The sequence below is a fragment of the Jutongia hominis genome (assembly GCF_014384965.1).
In the GTDB taxonomy this organism is placed as follows: domain Bacteria; phylum Bacillota; class Clostridia; order Lachnospirales; family Lachnospiraceae; genus Butyribacter; species Butyribacter hominis.
The window spans coordinates 14,584-27,736 of the sequence record NZ_JACRSW010000011.1; the positions used below are offsets into that span (position 1 = coordinate 14,584).

Here is a 13,153-nt window from a genome sequence, read left to right on the forward strand (position 1 = left end):
GTTCTCCTTTATGCCACTGAATAAGTCTGGTTATACTGGTCAAGATACTGTTTTGTAATCTTGCTCTGTATAAATACTCTATCCTCACGAGCACTCGCTATTCCCAACTTATCAATGCCTGCTTTTATTTGTGTCATAACCGTTCTCTCAAAATATGCGTCTTTCTTCAATATATCATTTCTGTCATACACTTTTTGGTCAATATCAGACTTAATAGAAAGCAAAACATTCATAATAGACATATCATATTCTGAAACAATCGGCTGTTTATTTGCTGCTTTTCGAGCAAGATTTTCTTCCCTAATTCTTTTATGAACCCTTGCGAATTTCGCATCGCCATTATATTTTCTCAGCAGAACCGTGTTTTTCTTCTGCAATTCATCAAGCTTTTTCAGAATATCTTCCAATTCTTTTCCTTGCTCCTCAATCTCAGATACACTCTTAGGTTCAAAACCGTGTTGCTTGAAACGAAGCAAAAATGCTTCCTGCAAAGTAATAAACTCAGGGTCATCAGGGTCGATATTCTGTGTAAAAGCACGAACAGTCTTTTTATACTTTTCTGTTACTGCATCTTTACCACCGACGATTTTCAATTCTTCTTCACTGATTTTGCTGAAATTAAATGTAATATCCTCCATTGCTTCATTTACAAGCAATTTCGTGGTATCATCACTTGCAAAAAGTTCTTTCTGATTTATGTTATCAATATGATGTTGCACCTCTGAAATCAATGAAGGTAACTTTGTTAATTCCATTTTTGCAAATGTTTCCTTCAACTCATCATCGCCAAAGGTTCTTACCAAATTACAACAATCACGTGCAGCAATAAGAACTTTTTTAAGTTTAAGTAATTCCTGCTTATCCTCAATCGTGGATATTTCCGAACTAAATTCTTCTGCATTATTTGTGGTATAATTAAAAAGAACCTGCTGTACCTCCTGCATTTGTTTAATGAGTTCTGCCGGATCTTCTATAACCTGTTTGAAGGTATCTGTTTCATTTCCCTCACCCACTTCATTTGGGTCATTAAAGCGATTAAGTTCTTTGAGGTATGCTTCATTAGTTTCCTCAAAGTTCTTTTTTATATTTGCAAAATCAATAACATATCCATAATGATTTTCTTTATATGGTCTATTAACTCTTGTAATTGCCTGCAACAAATTGTGGTCTTTCAATTTTCTTCCAAAATACAAACGTTTCAGTCTTGGTGCATCAAATCCAGTAAGAAGCATATTAAAAACGATAAGAATGTCAACGGTCATATTATTTTTAAAATCATCAATAATTTTATCTCTTGTATCCTTGTCATCACTATCGTGAAGTATAAGCCCAGCTCGTAAATAACTTTTCATAGATGCATCTTTATTAAGTTCCTCTTGAATTTCGTCAAAATATGCAAACAGCTTTCTTGCCTGCTCACTTGTTTCACAAATAACCATACCACCAAGTGTATTGTCTCCCTGAATTTGTCTAAATCTCTTTAAATCTGAAATAATATATCTAAGTAACTCTTTAACATAGTTGTCATGTTCAACAATCTGACTTTTCTTTACGTCTTTCTTTTCTACCAAAGTTTCAAGTTTTTCATAAATTTCAGAAAGCCGCTCTTTATACTGAGTTTCTATATCCTCACGGATAATTTTCAGCGTATATCCATCTAAAATTGATTTATCATAATAATATGTATGAATATAATTGCCAAAAACTCTCCAAGATTCTCTTTCCTCTTTCAAAAGTGGTGTTCCTGTCAAAGCAATTTTTATCGCATTTTTATCCGCATCAAGAAGATTAGCCAGGAATGAACCTTCCGGTTTATATCCTCTATGTGCTTCATCAATAATAAACACCCTTTGCAAATTCGTTGCATAAGCAGGAAGGGCAACTTTTGACCTATCTTCAGCAAAACGCTGTATATTTACAACCGTAATTTCAGGTTTTCCCGTATTTCCCTCCTGTGCCTGATTATTACGAAACTGCTCCATAAGTTCAGTACGAGAACTTGCTGTTTTTACAACCAATCCGCGTGCTTCAAATTCTTCTGATGCCTGTTTGAGCAAATCAAGGCGATCAACAATAAAATAAAATTTTGCGACTTTATTTTGCCTGCTGAAATAGTCAGAAAGAACGTATGTAATATAATAAGATAAAGCTGTTTTTCCACTTCCCTGTGTATGCCATATAACACCTGAATTAACACCTTCTTCAATCTTACTTCTTACTGTTAAGGCTGCAAACATTTGTTGATAACGCATTATATGTTTTTGCTCAATAAACTCTATCTTTCCATTTATTTCTTTATGAAAGCGAACATAGGCAATCCCATATTTCAATATAAATAATAACCTTTTGGGATTACACATAGATGTCAATACACGATTTGTCGGTGTATATATATATAAATTTGTTTGATACTCTGGAGAAGTATGGATAACCTGGCAATTAAAATCCGTCAAAATTCTCTTTTCAACAATCGGATCAATATCTTTATATGGGAAATCCGCATTATAAGGTGCAATATCTAAATTAGTAGGATTTTCTTCTCTAAAACAGTTGAATGGTGCTGACTGCTTTGCCGTCGTACAATAGAATGCTCCCTGAACCGGAACAATACCGCCCATAGTATCATATTCCATATTATTAGAAAAAATCATCAACTGAGTAATATTTAAAAATCTCCTAAACTTCTTATTAGGAAATCTCTTATGATTCATTCTTTTACTTTCTGCAACCATTCCACCATGATTATTGGGCTTCTTTACTTCAACAAATACAAGTGGAAGTCCATTAACAAACAATGTAATATCCGGTCTAAACTCATCTTGGTCACGCTTGCAAGTAAACTCAGCAGTAAAATGATATGTATTATTCTTTGGCTCTTCAAAATCCACCAATCTAACAGGCGAAACAGACGATAAACGTTCATAAAAACTACGTCCAATATCATCATTATCTAATTCCTGTCTTATAGTTTTCAATGTTTGTTCCGCTTCTCCTGCATGAGCAGGATTAAGACGTGCAAATTGTTCCTTGAAAACGTTGATTAAAATATTTGTATCAGGATCATACACTGTACTTGCCATATCTTCAGTTATTTTTCCAAAATAATTATAGCCAAGTCGTGTCAAATGAACCATTGCAGGCATTTGAACACGAGTTGCTTCATTAAATATATTTTTCTTGCCGCTTGCCGCCATATTCAAGCCTCCCCATATCATTCACCTAATATAACTTTACATATATTGCAATAAAGTTCTTTATAATTTCTCATAAATATATCAAAAAATACTATCTCATGCTTATATTCACCCTCATTTCAGTAAATAATGGACTTTTTGATATTAATTTTTCTTTTTCATTTGATTATAGTCATCTATTTAATATCATATCATAAATATTCTAATTTTTTCAAGATATAGAGGGTCATTGATAGCGCAAATTATTCTTAGGAAAGTTTTAAGATTGAATTTTTTTACAAATATATCATATTTTCCAATCCTTTTCTTTCCAATTCTGTGATCTCCTGCTTGCCATAAATGCCAAACAGGGTTCTGTCTAAATCCAGGAGCACATGCTCCGGACGTTTTATGGAATAGATGATATCCCTGAGATTTTTGTCGATGTCATCAAACTGTATCAGGGTATCTTCATCCATACGATTGAAGAATCTTGATAATGTTGGCTGTGATGCCAGACTTTCCTTATCAAGAATAGTCTGAAAAACAGGATCAAAAGCCAGTTCATCCGCATGGTCATCCTGAAAATATGCAGATATGACCTGATAGATCATCTGTAACAGATTTTCATCATCTTTATGGAACCGGACAGACTTATCATTGGTCTTAAATTTCTTTTTAATCAGCTTTTTAAAGCCGATTTTTGCGGAGAATTCTTTTATCAAAAGGAGTCCTGCATCGGAGGAGAGATCACCTCCATCAAAATTTATTTTAATTTGCCTATTGCTTTGGAGTGAAAAGGTGTTTACAATATTCATAAAGGGCTCCTTTGCTTGGGATTGTTAAGACTTTGAACACCTTAATTTTACCACAAATGGATGCTCTTTTTTCATTCACTTGATAAGTGAAAAGCAATCTGCAATTAAAATACAGTAACTATGTGGCTTTCAGCCACTTTCACGGCAAAGCCGTGAATAATTTAGGTTTAATTATTTTTTATTCATATTCTTGAAAATTTCTACAATATATACTACTTTAGCACATTCCTTCCATTACACCATTCTATTCCTATATAATGTACCGCATCTTCCGTTTTTAAAATATTGTTAAAATCCGAAATAACTTTTTTACTAAATATCCCTTTATACGCATTATCTCTTCCCATCAACACTTGTATTTTTGTCAAACCTGCACAATCTGCAAGTGTCCCTATAACCATATACGGTATTACACAATCACTCCTAAGATGCCCAGTAATACTACCATGATGCGAGATACAATAATATGTAGAATGATTCAGATGTGAAATACACAACCTCACATGCTCCCAACCTTCAGTTTCTATATCTCCTGTGAATAACATACTCTTTTTTCCTAAACAAATCTGATACAAGACAGATGCATTATTTATGTTGTTCTTTGGTGCCACATTTTTCTTATTAAAACTAATATTAGGATATAGAATATTAATTTGTTGAGTTGAATTGCTTACAATCGGATCAATAAATTTAACTCCCAATGCCTTTAACTGCAAAAGTATTCTGGTATATGTAGGTTGTTTCCATGGATATTGTGTATTCATCCATACCTCTGTATCTTTGTCAATCCATCCATTTTTTATCAGATTTTCAATTCCATTAATATGATCATAGTGTAAGTGAGTGATCAATAGTTTTGATATCTTGCCCACTCCAAACTTCTCACTAATATCATCCATACATTTTTTTAAATTTGAACGAAAATCATGCTTATCTGTAAAATCAAACACCGAACAATCTACCATCCACATATTATATTGTCCGTCACAACAGAAAACAATAATACTGCAATTTCCGTGTCCAACATTAACATGATAAGAATGAACATCTGAGATTTGTTCTGAAATTTCTTCCGGCTGATTTCCATAGTTTTCATACCCAATTATATTAGCCAACTGCCTATTAAGTTCTGTATAGATAATTGAATTTGGATCATCTTCCGCTGTCTGAAGACTTTGACCATTATAATATACAAATTCTCCCTGTGGTATTTGGTTCTGTATATGCATTTCCCTTAAATTAACATCGTACGCTTCAATATTATATATATCATCTATACTATCTTTCATCAAAATCATCTGATCACGATTAAGTACATTTATATCCTCCTCTTTATTACCATTTATATAATATCCATGTACAAAATATAATCCCTTCTCTAAGTATCTTTCGTTTTTCATAACCATTCTCCTCTTATATGTCACAATTTATTACTGTTACCGGCGTTATCATTTGCGTTTATGCAAGCCTCTTTCCATTCTTTAACCTGCTCCGGATAAACACCTTTTTCACGGCAATACTCCGAGAACTCTATCTCTGTTAAATTTGCAGTTTCGAGAACAACCATGAACTTATCCTGACTGCTCCATTTATCTGCATTTTTATATTTTGTTGTTGCTGATAAGCCCTTTTGATGCTTAGCCTGATCTCTCCATCTGTACAGAGTATTGATCCCTACTCCTGTATCTCGCTGGATGTCTGTTACTGTTTCATCGCCTTCAAGCATTCTTGCTATTATGGCTTCCTTCATTTCCTTTGAATATTTGTTATAACTCATAGCAATCACCTGTCCTTCTGATACTTATCATATCAGCTTGGAAGGTGGGTGACAACTTCCCTACGCTAGAGGGTCCTAAGATGTTATTATTCATCAATCTCTATTGTCAGACCGCCTTTTTTTACTACAATTTTGCAATTACCTTCATTAAAAAACTTCATAAGTGCTTCAAGCACCATATTAGCCTTCATTCCATATTCATCACAGTTAGCTTGGAATTCTTTTAAAATATCTTCGTCATAGGTTGTACCCCATTGTTTTTTTGCCATAAAAAGCACCTCTTTCTTATATCTTGGTTTACATTGCTTTCAATTTAGCATGAAGTTCTGCTTTAAATCCAGTTAGATTAGGATTATTGACAGGCTCTTCTTCAATATTTTTTGAGCTGGTTGTGTATTCGTGTTATTCAAAGATTCGTTGCCATTATTTGTATTCTTGCCTTGCGAATTATTATATGAACAAGCCCAAACCACAAATAATGCTACTGCTATTACAACAATCAACAACCAAGGACAATATACAATTATTGCCATTATACCAAATACAAGTGCAGCTCCTCCTACCAATTTTAATATAGCAATCAATAAAGAAGAATCTCCATAAAATAGCATTCCTATGATTGCTATAAATACAAAAAATAAAAATGCCATATATTATTTTTAATTTCTGTTTAAACATTAAACAGCTACTCATTTTTCAAATTCAAACACAATATATCGAAATGTCATTTTTTTATATACTGCATCTTTACATTGTTTTTAGTTTTGCTTGCAATTCAGCAATTTGAGCCTCTATTGCCAATTTTTCTGCATTTATTTTCTCATATTCTACATCGGGTATCCATTCCATAATTTCAGATGGTTGGACGTGGAGATATTCACAGACTTTATTTAATGTGTCCGTTGACATGGTTCTGTTTTTTGTAAATTTAGCCGTCATAGACGGACTCAAATTTAGTGCCCTTTGCAAGTCAATATACTTCATGCCCTTTGCTGCTAAATAATCATCCAACTTGCTGTAAACTATCACTTCTTATACCTCCATTTTCTCATAGTTATATTTTAACATAGCTTTCTTGATATGTAAATTTTTTACTAACAAAAAGGACACCACTACCCAGCTAAGCAATGATGTCCTCTTTATTTTCCAAGTTCTTCTTCCATAATATCTCTAATCGCTTTTATATCCGTAAAAGTCAATTTTATTCCCCGATTATACATAGCCAATACTTCATTCAGATTTTCCGCAAGTACCTTGTCCAACTTTTTATGTATCGTTACAGGCTGTTCCTGAATCGTATGTATATGGTCAAAATATTTTTCAATAACAGGGAATGCATTCTGTATCAGAAAAGCATTTTCTTTTCCTGCAAATAAACCAATCACAATCGTATTGCATTTACCATACCTTTTCTTTTTCTTCTCGATGATTTCCTTATATTTTTCTGCTTGTGAACTAATCATAATCATCCAATATAATTTGGAATTCTTTTTATCCTGGATCGCATAGTAATGTGGGCGATAATTTCCCTGTTCCTTATTGCTCATCAAATATTTATCCTGAACCAAGTCAAAAAATTCATCCTTGATATGATAAGAATATCCCTGCCGTATCTCCATAAACAATCTTTCCTCTGTGATAAAATTCCCCATCAGCATTCACTGATGGGGAACATTTACAAACTATACTATTTTTATCCCACCTGTATAGCAAGTGGCATCATTTACGAACTGAATCATTTATATCCCGCACCATCAGCAAGCGGTAAACATTTACTTCTAACTTTAGTATATACAGTATCTTTAGAATAATCAACCTATTTTTTAAGGTTAGAAGTATCTTTTACTATATCATAGCTCACCATTTGTCGTAACTCTGTCGTAAAATACATGCATTTACTTTCTTAATACAGTTTAGCTCCAGCAGGAATATGGTCATCTACCATCAAAAGATGAAGTTCTTCATCCTCTGAATCCTTAAGATTATTTACTGCTGAAAGTAACATACCACAGGATTCAATTCCCATCATTGCTCTAGGTGGAAGGTTTGTAATAGCAATCAATGTCTTTCCAACTAACTCTTCTGGTTCATAATATGCATGAATACCAGAAAGGATTGTTCTATCAACACCTGTACCATCATCAAGAGTAAACTGTAAAAGTTTTTTGCTCTTTGGTACTGCTACACATTCCTTAACCTTAACAGCTCTAAAATCTGATTTTGAAAATGTATCAAAGTCAACTGTTTCCTCAAACAATGGCTCAATCTTTACATTTGAGAAATCAATCTTCTCTTCAACGGTCGCAATCTGGTCGCAATTCTCTGTCGAATTACTCTTAGATGCCTTATTTTCCTGCTTATCCGAGCCTAAACTCTTCATCGTCGGGAGCTTTTTCGCTCCTGCTGTAAAGAGCTGTAAGATGATTTACATTTCTTTAAATCATTACAATATTTTCTTTAGCAAGCTGTACTAAAATAACCAAATTTGCAGTCTTTTTTGGTCATATATTAGTCATATTAAATTTTTTTGGTCAATTGCCTAGTCCTCAAATCAGAGGACTCTTTTCTATATTATATCGTTGTTTCTAAAATACATCCATGTTCTTGGCAAGTTTCTCCAAAGCCTCTCTAGTAACCTCTGGATTTGCCTCCGCATAAATGTTCATGGTTGTGCTGACATCAGCATGTCCCATTACTTCTTGAATAACTTTTACATTGGTTTCGTTCTCACAAAACCTCGAAGCAAATGTGTGTCTAAAAATGTGACATGAAAACCTGGGCAACATTATAGGTTCTCTCTTCTTTTTCTTTGCCTCTACCTCTTCTTCGGCATTGTGAGTATCAACGATTCTCTTGATTGCACGATTTACTGCCTGCGGATTATGTGGATTTCCAAACCGATTAGTAAATATAAAGTTTGTCATTCCATCAACCTCTGCAACACAAAAACCTTCTTCCTGCTGACGCTGATATTCAGACTTGAGCACTTCATACACCGGTCCCATCATTGGAATTGTCCTTATTCCTGCTTCTGTTTTAGGTTCTGAAACCCGAAACTCACACTTAAATGAATTGTCAGATCTTGTGTAATAAGTAAGACTATGGTTAATATTGATTGTTCGTTTCTTCATATCAACATCGTCCCATCTGATGCCTATTGCCTCACCGATTCTGCATCCAGTTCCAAGCAGAAATACAAAAAACGGATACCAATGGAAGAAAAACGGATTCTTTGCAACATAATCAATAAATTCTCTCTGTTGCTCTACTGTCAGTGCTCTTCGACTCTTTCTAGCACCACCGTTTCTTTTTTTCACCTCGGCATAAGCTCCATTTACAGGATTTCTTCTTATAATATCATCTCGTACTGCCAGCTCAAATGTAGGTCGCAATACAGTATTGATACTCTCCAAAGTATTTACCTGCAATCCCTTGTTCGTAATCAAATCCGTATAGAAAAATAAGACATCAGAATACTTCACATCCTTAATCTTTTTCTTTCCGAACGTATCCCTGATAAAATGATCCCATGTATATAAGTAATTTGCTTTTGTAGTGCTTCGCAACTCCGTCTTGGTAGAAATATATCTATCAAACAAAAAATTTACATCTGCACTTCCAGCAACATATACATTTAACCCGTCCATCTGGTCACGAACAAGTTCGTCTTCTTTCTGCCTAAGTGTTACAAGAGATTTCGCATATATCGTCCTTTTTTTCCCTAATGGATCAGTATAAATATATGAATACCTGCCATCAGTTTTACGATAATGCTCTCCTTTTCGTAATACTCTTCCTTTACCATCTTTTCTACAAGCCATCTTTTCTCCTTTCTCAAAAAGAAAAGAGCCTGCATTACTTCTGGTCAGCCATTAGTTTCTCTAACACTGCCATTTTAACTACTTGCGTCATAGTCATGTTATGATTTTTGGTGTATTCAAGCAGCAATTCATGTTCTTCACCATTCAGTCTGATTGTAATCCTCTTATCAGCAGGATTTTCAGCTTTTGGTCGTCCCATCTTTGCCAATATATCACCTCCATCTGAACATAGTATACTTTATGTCAGACATAAAGTCAAGTATATTAGTGCAAACTCTTTTATATTCTTTTTAATTTATTTGTAGAATTCCTCGTCTTCTATATGAAATGTCTCCAGATATTCATCAAGGATATCAAGGTTCACCAGCACCAGTCTATTCATCTTATAACATGCCTTCGCATCCTTAGCCAACTGCTGGAACTTTGATAAACTCATTGAGTACATCTCTGCCCCCTCTGGATATCTGACAAATCTCTTATTATTTGTTTTCTTTGTTTTACTATCCATTTTGTTTCATCTCCAATTCCTCTAATACCATCTTGCGTGCTACAGGTAACAGATTAAGCTGCATTATCATCGCTCTATCCATGGCTTCCCTAATCTCCGATTCTCCCGGAATGTACCCCGACTTAAAACGGACACATCCCTTATTTAAAGTTTGAATATCCTCCGGCATAAAATCAGATCTGTTGCTCAATGCATACCCTCTTATTTCTGAAGGCTCAACAATCACATGCACAGGATTATCTTTCAGTTTTGATGATAGCGGAACAACTGAAATCTGTGGTGCACCACCATGATTACTTGCATCACACGATACCACGATTCCAGGTCTGATTCCGCCCTGTACTCCATGCGGATTACGACCAAAATCAGCATATACAACATCAAACTTCTTATATTTATCATAATGTTTCTTATTCTTTTTCATAATCTAAAACCCCCTTAACTGCATAGCCAGTCTGCCATCATCTACTGTAACAATAATTCCTCCGGCAGCCTGAACTTGCGCTACTTTTATAAATGCGTCAATAAGATTGTCTGTAATAACACTCATGTTTGCGACTATTACACCATCTACCTGCTTTTTTCTAATCTTATCCACAATCTGATGCCACTGTCTGTCCACATCATTCTGTGAAAATCCATGTCGGCGTTCAGTGCCAACAATCATGTATTCTTTATTTTTTACATACTCATGAATATATTTACTCTGCTTATCCTCTAAGCAATCCACTTTATCCAATGGTGCACTTACTGACAAATACTCTATACATTCAATCGTCTTTTTCTTTCTTCTCATAGCCAAACCTCCTATGAAACAAGCATCTCTGCGTTATCTAGCATTTCGTTAAATATCTTTTGAAAATATGCCTTCTTGCTGCAATCCATTAATTCCAGCCTGGAGTCTATTGAAGTTTCTTTCTTACTCTCTGCCACATTCAGGATTGTATTGGCATCTACCTTGAAATAATCAATTATCTTAAATAGATTTGTGATACTTAATGCACGTTCTCCATTCTCATACTTTTTGATAGTTGACTCACTAATGCCAAGCTCCGCTGCAAGACCTTCTTTTGTAAGTTTTCTTTGGATTCGTAACGATTTAATCACGATTCCAACTTGATAACCATCATATTTCATCGCTATATCCTCCATTGTCCTTTGCCATTTCTCTTAACATCTCTACAGCTGCATCTTCTGTTTCATACTGACCAAGCCACTTCCCACTTGAATCATGTACAACTGTTCCGAATGCAGTCTGTGTAAATCTGCAATCCTTCACAGCCGGGACTTGTTTGTCCCGACCGGAATGATTTTCTGTTATCGCTCTACCAAAGGACTCCGTTAGCATCCAAAGTCCTCTGCATGAGATACAGTAATTGGCATCGGACCAACTTCAAGAGAATAGAGCCATATGCCCATATCTGTGATGGTCTTCACAAATTCTTCCAGATCATAAATGTCATCGGTGATCTCATTCAGGCTTCTGACTACTACAACCTCAAAATATCCCTCTTTAAGTGTTGCAAAGAAAGCATTCAGTGCTTCTCTGTCATAGTCCCTTGTCATTGAGCGATCACAATACGCATCATTTATTATTACTCCATTAGGTATTGCCTGATCACGCATACTTTCAACCATCTGGACTACATTGAGTTCCGCTCTGCGTGACTTTACAAATGCAATACCCTTTGCAAGCTCCTGATTATCTGTACCTTCGTTTCCTACTAAGTTAAAATCTCTTTTTTTCATTTTGTTGTCTCCTTTACGATTTCGTATTGGAGAGTTTTGGCGCCTCCACTCTCGTGGTGTGCTGTATCTCAAGCACAAGTATATTGTAATCTGCCACACCTTAATTGCCGACCGTGTACAGGCGACAATTATGTCGTGTAAACACGACAATCACTTTTCAACTGACACGCTTTTCATTGCTTTCATCATTGCAAGACACTGTCTTATCTGCAATTCATCCATATCTGAAAGAACATCCATTGCCTCAGATAATAGTTCCGACTTTTCTTCATTCTTTCCATACATTATGAAATCAACAGATACACCAAGTACGATTGCTAGATTATCTAATGTTTGTGTCTTAAAATCTCCACCATTTTCAATCGCAGATAATGCTTGTCTGCCTATACCTACTCTATGAGCTAACTCATCCTGTGATAATCCTATCTCCTTTCTTCTGTCAGCAATTCGTATTCCTCTCTCATAATCCTTTTCTCTTGTCTGTGCTTTACTGCTCATAAATCCTCCTTGCCGCCCTTGGAAACGAACAAGTCGGATTACCTTAACAGCACACAAAAAAGACGCACGAGGAAACCAGTATCATAAATACTGTTCGTTTCCCCTGCGTCTCTGGTGCTTCCATCTTTCGATGTGCCCTTATCAGGTGGGCTGTAATTTAATTTTCAATCGTTATATTCTGAAAGTCCCATTCTCAGAATGTTCCTTCATCATTCCCTCGGAATACTTCTTGAGTATCATCACTCGCTTGCATCTGTCACACTTAATTCCAATATTCTGAAGTGCTACAGCGGAATCATCACCGCATACAAAGTATTCCATCATTAACTTGTTGCATTTTTTACATCTAATTTCTATAACATTTTCTTTGTTCAATTCAGTTCGCTCCTTATTCATACAAAATCATCAATTTACAATTCTGTACTCGTAAAGGAAAGGGAAATCACCTTTGCAAGCCTTTTGCCGGGAGTTCCGATGAATGTCTGCACATTCCCCGGCTTTGCTGATCTAAAGCCAACTGATATGAATTGTGCTGTCAGCACACAATCACATCAGGCTCCGGCTCTTTCCATAAACCACATATTGTTATCTTCATAGAAAAGGAATATTTCCTTTCCATCTACCACGCAGGTATAACGCTCTCCAACTCCACCAGCCCTTGTACTGGCAGCTCTGCGCTTGTCTTTTACTCGTGTAATCTCATACTTTCTGCCATCTTCCCATGTTATCTCTTTGGGAATGAGCAGTCCGTCCTTTGAAAACTCTGCAAGTACATCAACATATACCTTATTGCTCAATGTAATCACCTT

The 13,153-nt window shown here is 35.3% G+C and carries 18 protein-coding genes and 1 pseudogene; all 19 read right to left on the reverse strand.

Annotated elements, in window-relative coordinates; genetic code table 11:
* Window positions 1-8 precede the first annotated feature (8 nt).
* The gene (locus tag H8700_RS03455) at window positions 9-3,194 is read right to left on the reverse strand and encodes a type I restriction endonuclease subunit R (protein WP_249303148.1); all 3,186 of its coding nucleotides are present in this window, start codon (window positions 3,192-3,194) and stop codon (window positions 9-11) included.
* 323 nt (window positions 3,195-3,517) lie between these two features.
* Window positions 3,518-3,991 (reverse strand): annotated as a pseudogene (locus H8700_RS03460) (transposase); the annotation flags it as partial.
* Between the two features lie 212 nt (window positions 3,992-4,203).
* The gene (locus tag H8700_RS03465) at window positions 4,204-5,391 is read right to left on the reverse strand and encodes an MBL fold metallo-hydrolase (protein WP_249303152.1); all 1,188 of its coding nucleotides are present in this window, start codon (window positions 5,389-5,391) and stop codon (window positions 4,204-4,206) included.
* A 20-nt stretch (window positions 5,392-5,411) separates the two neighbouring features.
* The gene (locus H8700_RS12530; RefSeq protein WP_408610844.1) at window positions 5,412-5,768 is read right to left on the reverse strand and encodes a transposase; all 357 of its coding nucleotides are present in this window, start codon (window positions 5,766-5,768) and stop codon (window positions 5,412-5,414) included.
* 86 nt (window positions 5,769-5,854) lie between these two features.
* Window positions 5,855-6,037, reverse strand: a complete 183-nt coding sequence (locus H8700_RS03475; protein ID WP_177306685.1) for a hypothetical protein — start codon at window positions 6,035-6,037, stop codon at window positions 5,855-5,857.
* A gap of 72 nt (window positions 6,038-6,109) precedes the next feature.
* A complete protein-coding gene (locus H8700_RS03480; RefSeq protein ID WP_249303153.1) occupies window positions 6,110-6,418 on the reverse strand; it encodes a hypothetical protein in 309 nt (102 codons plus the stop codon).
* A 97-nt stretch (window positions 6,419-6,515) separates the two neighbouring features.
* Window positions 6,516-6,797 carry a helix-turn-helix domain-containing protein gene (locus H8700_RS03485; protein WP_249303154.1) on the reverse strand — a complete coding sequence of 94 codons (282 nt, stop codon included), beginning with the start codon at window positions 6,795-6,797 and terminating at the stop codon, window positions 6,516-6,518.
* A gap of 110 nt (window positions 6,798-6,907) precedes the next feature.
* The gene (gene cptIN, locus H8700_RS03490) at window positions 6,908-7,387 is read right to left on the reverse strand and encodes a type III toxin-antitoxin system CptIN family toxin (RefSeq protein ID WP_249303156.1); all 480 of its coding nucleotides are present in this window, start codon (window positions 7,385-7,387) and stop codon (window positions 6,908-6,910) included.
* Between the two features lie 284 nt (window positions 7,388-7,671).
* Window positions 7,672-8,148 carry a hypothetical protein gene (locus tag H8700_RS03495; protein ID WP_249303158.1) on the reverse strand — a complete coding sequence of 159 codons (477 nt, stop codon included), beginning with the start codon at window positions 8,146-8,148 and terminating at the stop codon, window positions 7,672-7,674.
* A gap of 205 nt (window positions 8,149-8,353) precedes the next feature.
* Window positions 8,354-9,589 (reverse strand): site-specific integrase, encoded by a 1,236-nt coding sequence (locus tag H8700_RS03500; RefSeq protein ID WP_118257480.1) that lies wholly within the window; start codon window positions 9,587-9,589, stop codon window positions 8,354-8,356.
* Between the two features lie 34 nt (window positions 9,590-9,623).
* The gene (locus H8700_RS03505; RefSeq protein WP_227081569.1) at window positions 9,624-9,788 is read right to left on the reverse strand and encodes a DUF6290 family protein; all 165 of its coding nucleotides are present in this window, start codon (window positions 9,786-9,788) and stop codon (window positions 9,624-9,626) included.
* Between the two features lie 96 nt (window positions 9,789-9,884).
* Window positions 9,885-10,097, reverse strand: coding sequence for a DUF6462 family protein (locus tag H8700_RS03510; protein WP_249303160.1), 213 nt, complete (start codon window positions 10,095-10,097; stop codon window positions 9,885-9,887).
* Window positions 10,090-10,521, reverse strand: coding sequence for a type II toxin-antitoxin system PemK/MazF family toxin (locus tag H8700_RS03515; protein ID WP_055273001.1), 432 nt, complete (start codon window positions 10,519-10,521; stop codon window positions 10,090-10,092). Before H8700_RS03515 ends, H8700_RS03510 begins: the two co-directional genes overlap by 8 nt.
* Window positions 10,522-10,524: 3 nt before the next feature.
* The gene (locus H8700_RS03520) at window positions 10,525-10,893 is read right to left on the reverse strand and encodes a recombinase family protein (protein ID WP_117874805.1); all 369 of its coding nucleotides are present in this window, start codon (window positions 10,891-10,893) and stop codon (window positions 10,525-10,527) included.
* Between the two features lie 11 nt (window positions 10,894-10,904).
* Window positions 10,905-11,234 (reverse strand): helix-turn-helix domain-containing protein, encoded by a 330-nt coding sequence (locus tag H8700_RS03525; protein WP_173860727.1) that lies wholly within the window; start codon window positions 11,232-11,234, stop codon window positions 10,905-10,907.
* Window positions 11,224-11,445, reverse strand: coding sequence for a terpene synthase (locus H8700_RS03530; RefSeq protein ID WP_249303162.1), 222 nt, complete (start codon window positions 11,443-11,445; stop codon window positions 11,224-11,226). Before H8700_RS03530 ends, H8700_RS03525 begins: the two co-directional genes overlap by 11 nt.
* The gene (locus H8700_RS03535) at window positions 11,439-11,846 is read right to left on the reverse strand and encodes a recombinase family protein (RefSeq protein ID WP_249303164.1); all 408 of its coding nucleotides are present in this window, start codon (window positions 11,844-11,846) and stop codon (window positions 11,439-11,441) included. Before H8700_RS03535 ends, H8700_RS03530 begins: the two co-directional genes overlap by 7 nt.
* Before the next feature lie 150 nt (window positions 11,847-11,996).
* Entirely contained in the window at window positions 11,997-12,344 is a 348-nt protein-coding gene (locus H8700_RS03540) for a helix-turn-helix domain-containing protein (protein WP_008395283.1), read from the reverse strand.
* Window positions 12,345-12,895: 551 nt separating this feature from the next.
* Window positions 12,896-13,141 carry a hypothetical protein gene (locus H8700_RS03545; RefSeq protein WP_154266625.1) on the reverse strand — a complete coding sequence of 82 codons (246 nt, stop codon included), beginning with the start codon at window positions 13,139-13,141 and terminating at the stop codon, window positions 12,896-12,898.
* Between the last annotated feature and the right edge of the window lie 12 nt (window positions 13,142-13,153).

Coding starts and splice junctions, on each gene's coding strand:
- H8700_RS03475 (WP_177306685.1), bottom strand. CDS start 6,037: ATGGCAAAAAAACAATGGGGTACAACCTATGACGAAGATATTTTAAAA.
- H8700_RS03495 (WP_249303158.1), bottom strand. CDS start 8,148: ATGAAGAGTTTAGGCTCGGATAAGCAGGAAAATAAGGCATCTAAGAGT.
- H8700_RS03540 (WP_008395283.1), bottom strand. CDS start 12,344: ATGAGCAGTAAAGCACAGACAAGAGAAAAGGATTATGAGAGAGGAATA.
- H8700_RS03465 (WP_249303152.1), bottom strand. CDS start 5,391: ATGAAAAACGAAAGATACTTAGAGAAGGGATTATATTTTGTACATGGA.
- H8700_RS03525 (WP_173860727.1), bottom strand. CDS start 11,234: ATGAAATATGATGGTTATCAAGTTGGAATCGTGATTAAATCGTTACGA.
- H8700_RS03535 (WP_249303164.1), bottom strand. CDS start 11,846: ATGAAAAAAAGAGATTTTAACTTAGTAGGAAACGAAGGTACAGATAAT.
- H8700_RS12530 (WP_408610844.1), bottom strand. CDS start 5,768: ATGAGTTATAACAAATATTCAAAGGAAATGAAGGAAGCCATAATAGCA.
- H8700_RS03510 (WP_249303160.1), bottom strand. CDS start 10,097: ATGGATAGTAAAACAAAGAAAACAAATAATAAGAGATTTGTCAGATAT.
- H8700_RS03455 (WP_249303148.1), bottom strand. CDS start 3,194: ATGGCGGCAAGCGGCAAGAAAAATATATTTAATGAAGCAACTCGTGTT.
- H8700_RS03515 (WP_055273001.1), bottom strand. CDS start 10,521: ATGAAAAAGAATAAGAAACATTATGATAAATATAAGAAGTTTGATGTT.
- H8700_RS03520 (WP_117874805.1), bottom strand. CDS start 10,893: ATGAGAAGAAAGAAAAAGACGATTGAATGTATAGAGTATTTGTCAGTA.
- cptIN (WP_249303156.1), bottom strand. CDS start 7,387: ATGGAGATACGGCAGGGATATTCTTATCATATCAAGGATGAATTTTTT.
- H8700_RS03530 (WP_249303162.1), bottom strand. CDS start 11,445: ATGCTAACGGAGTCCTTTGGTAGAGCGATAACAGAAAATCATTCCGGT.
- H8700_RS03480 (WP_249303153.1), bottom strand. CDS start 6,418: ATGGCATTTTTATTTTTTGTATTTATAGCAATCATAGGAATGCTATTT.
- H8700_RS03500 (WP_118257480.1), bottom strand. CDS start 9,589: ATGGCTTGTAGAAAAGATGGTAAAGGAAGAGTATTACGAAAAGGAGAG.
- H8700_RS03505 (WP_227081569.1), bottom strand. CDS start 9,788: ATGGGACGACCAAAAGCTGAAAATCCTGCTGATAAGAGGATTACAATC.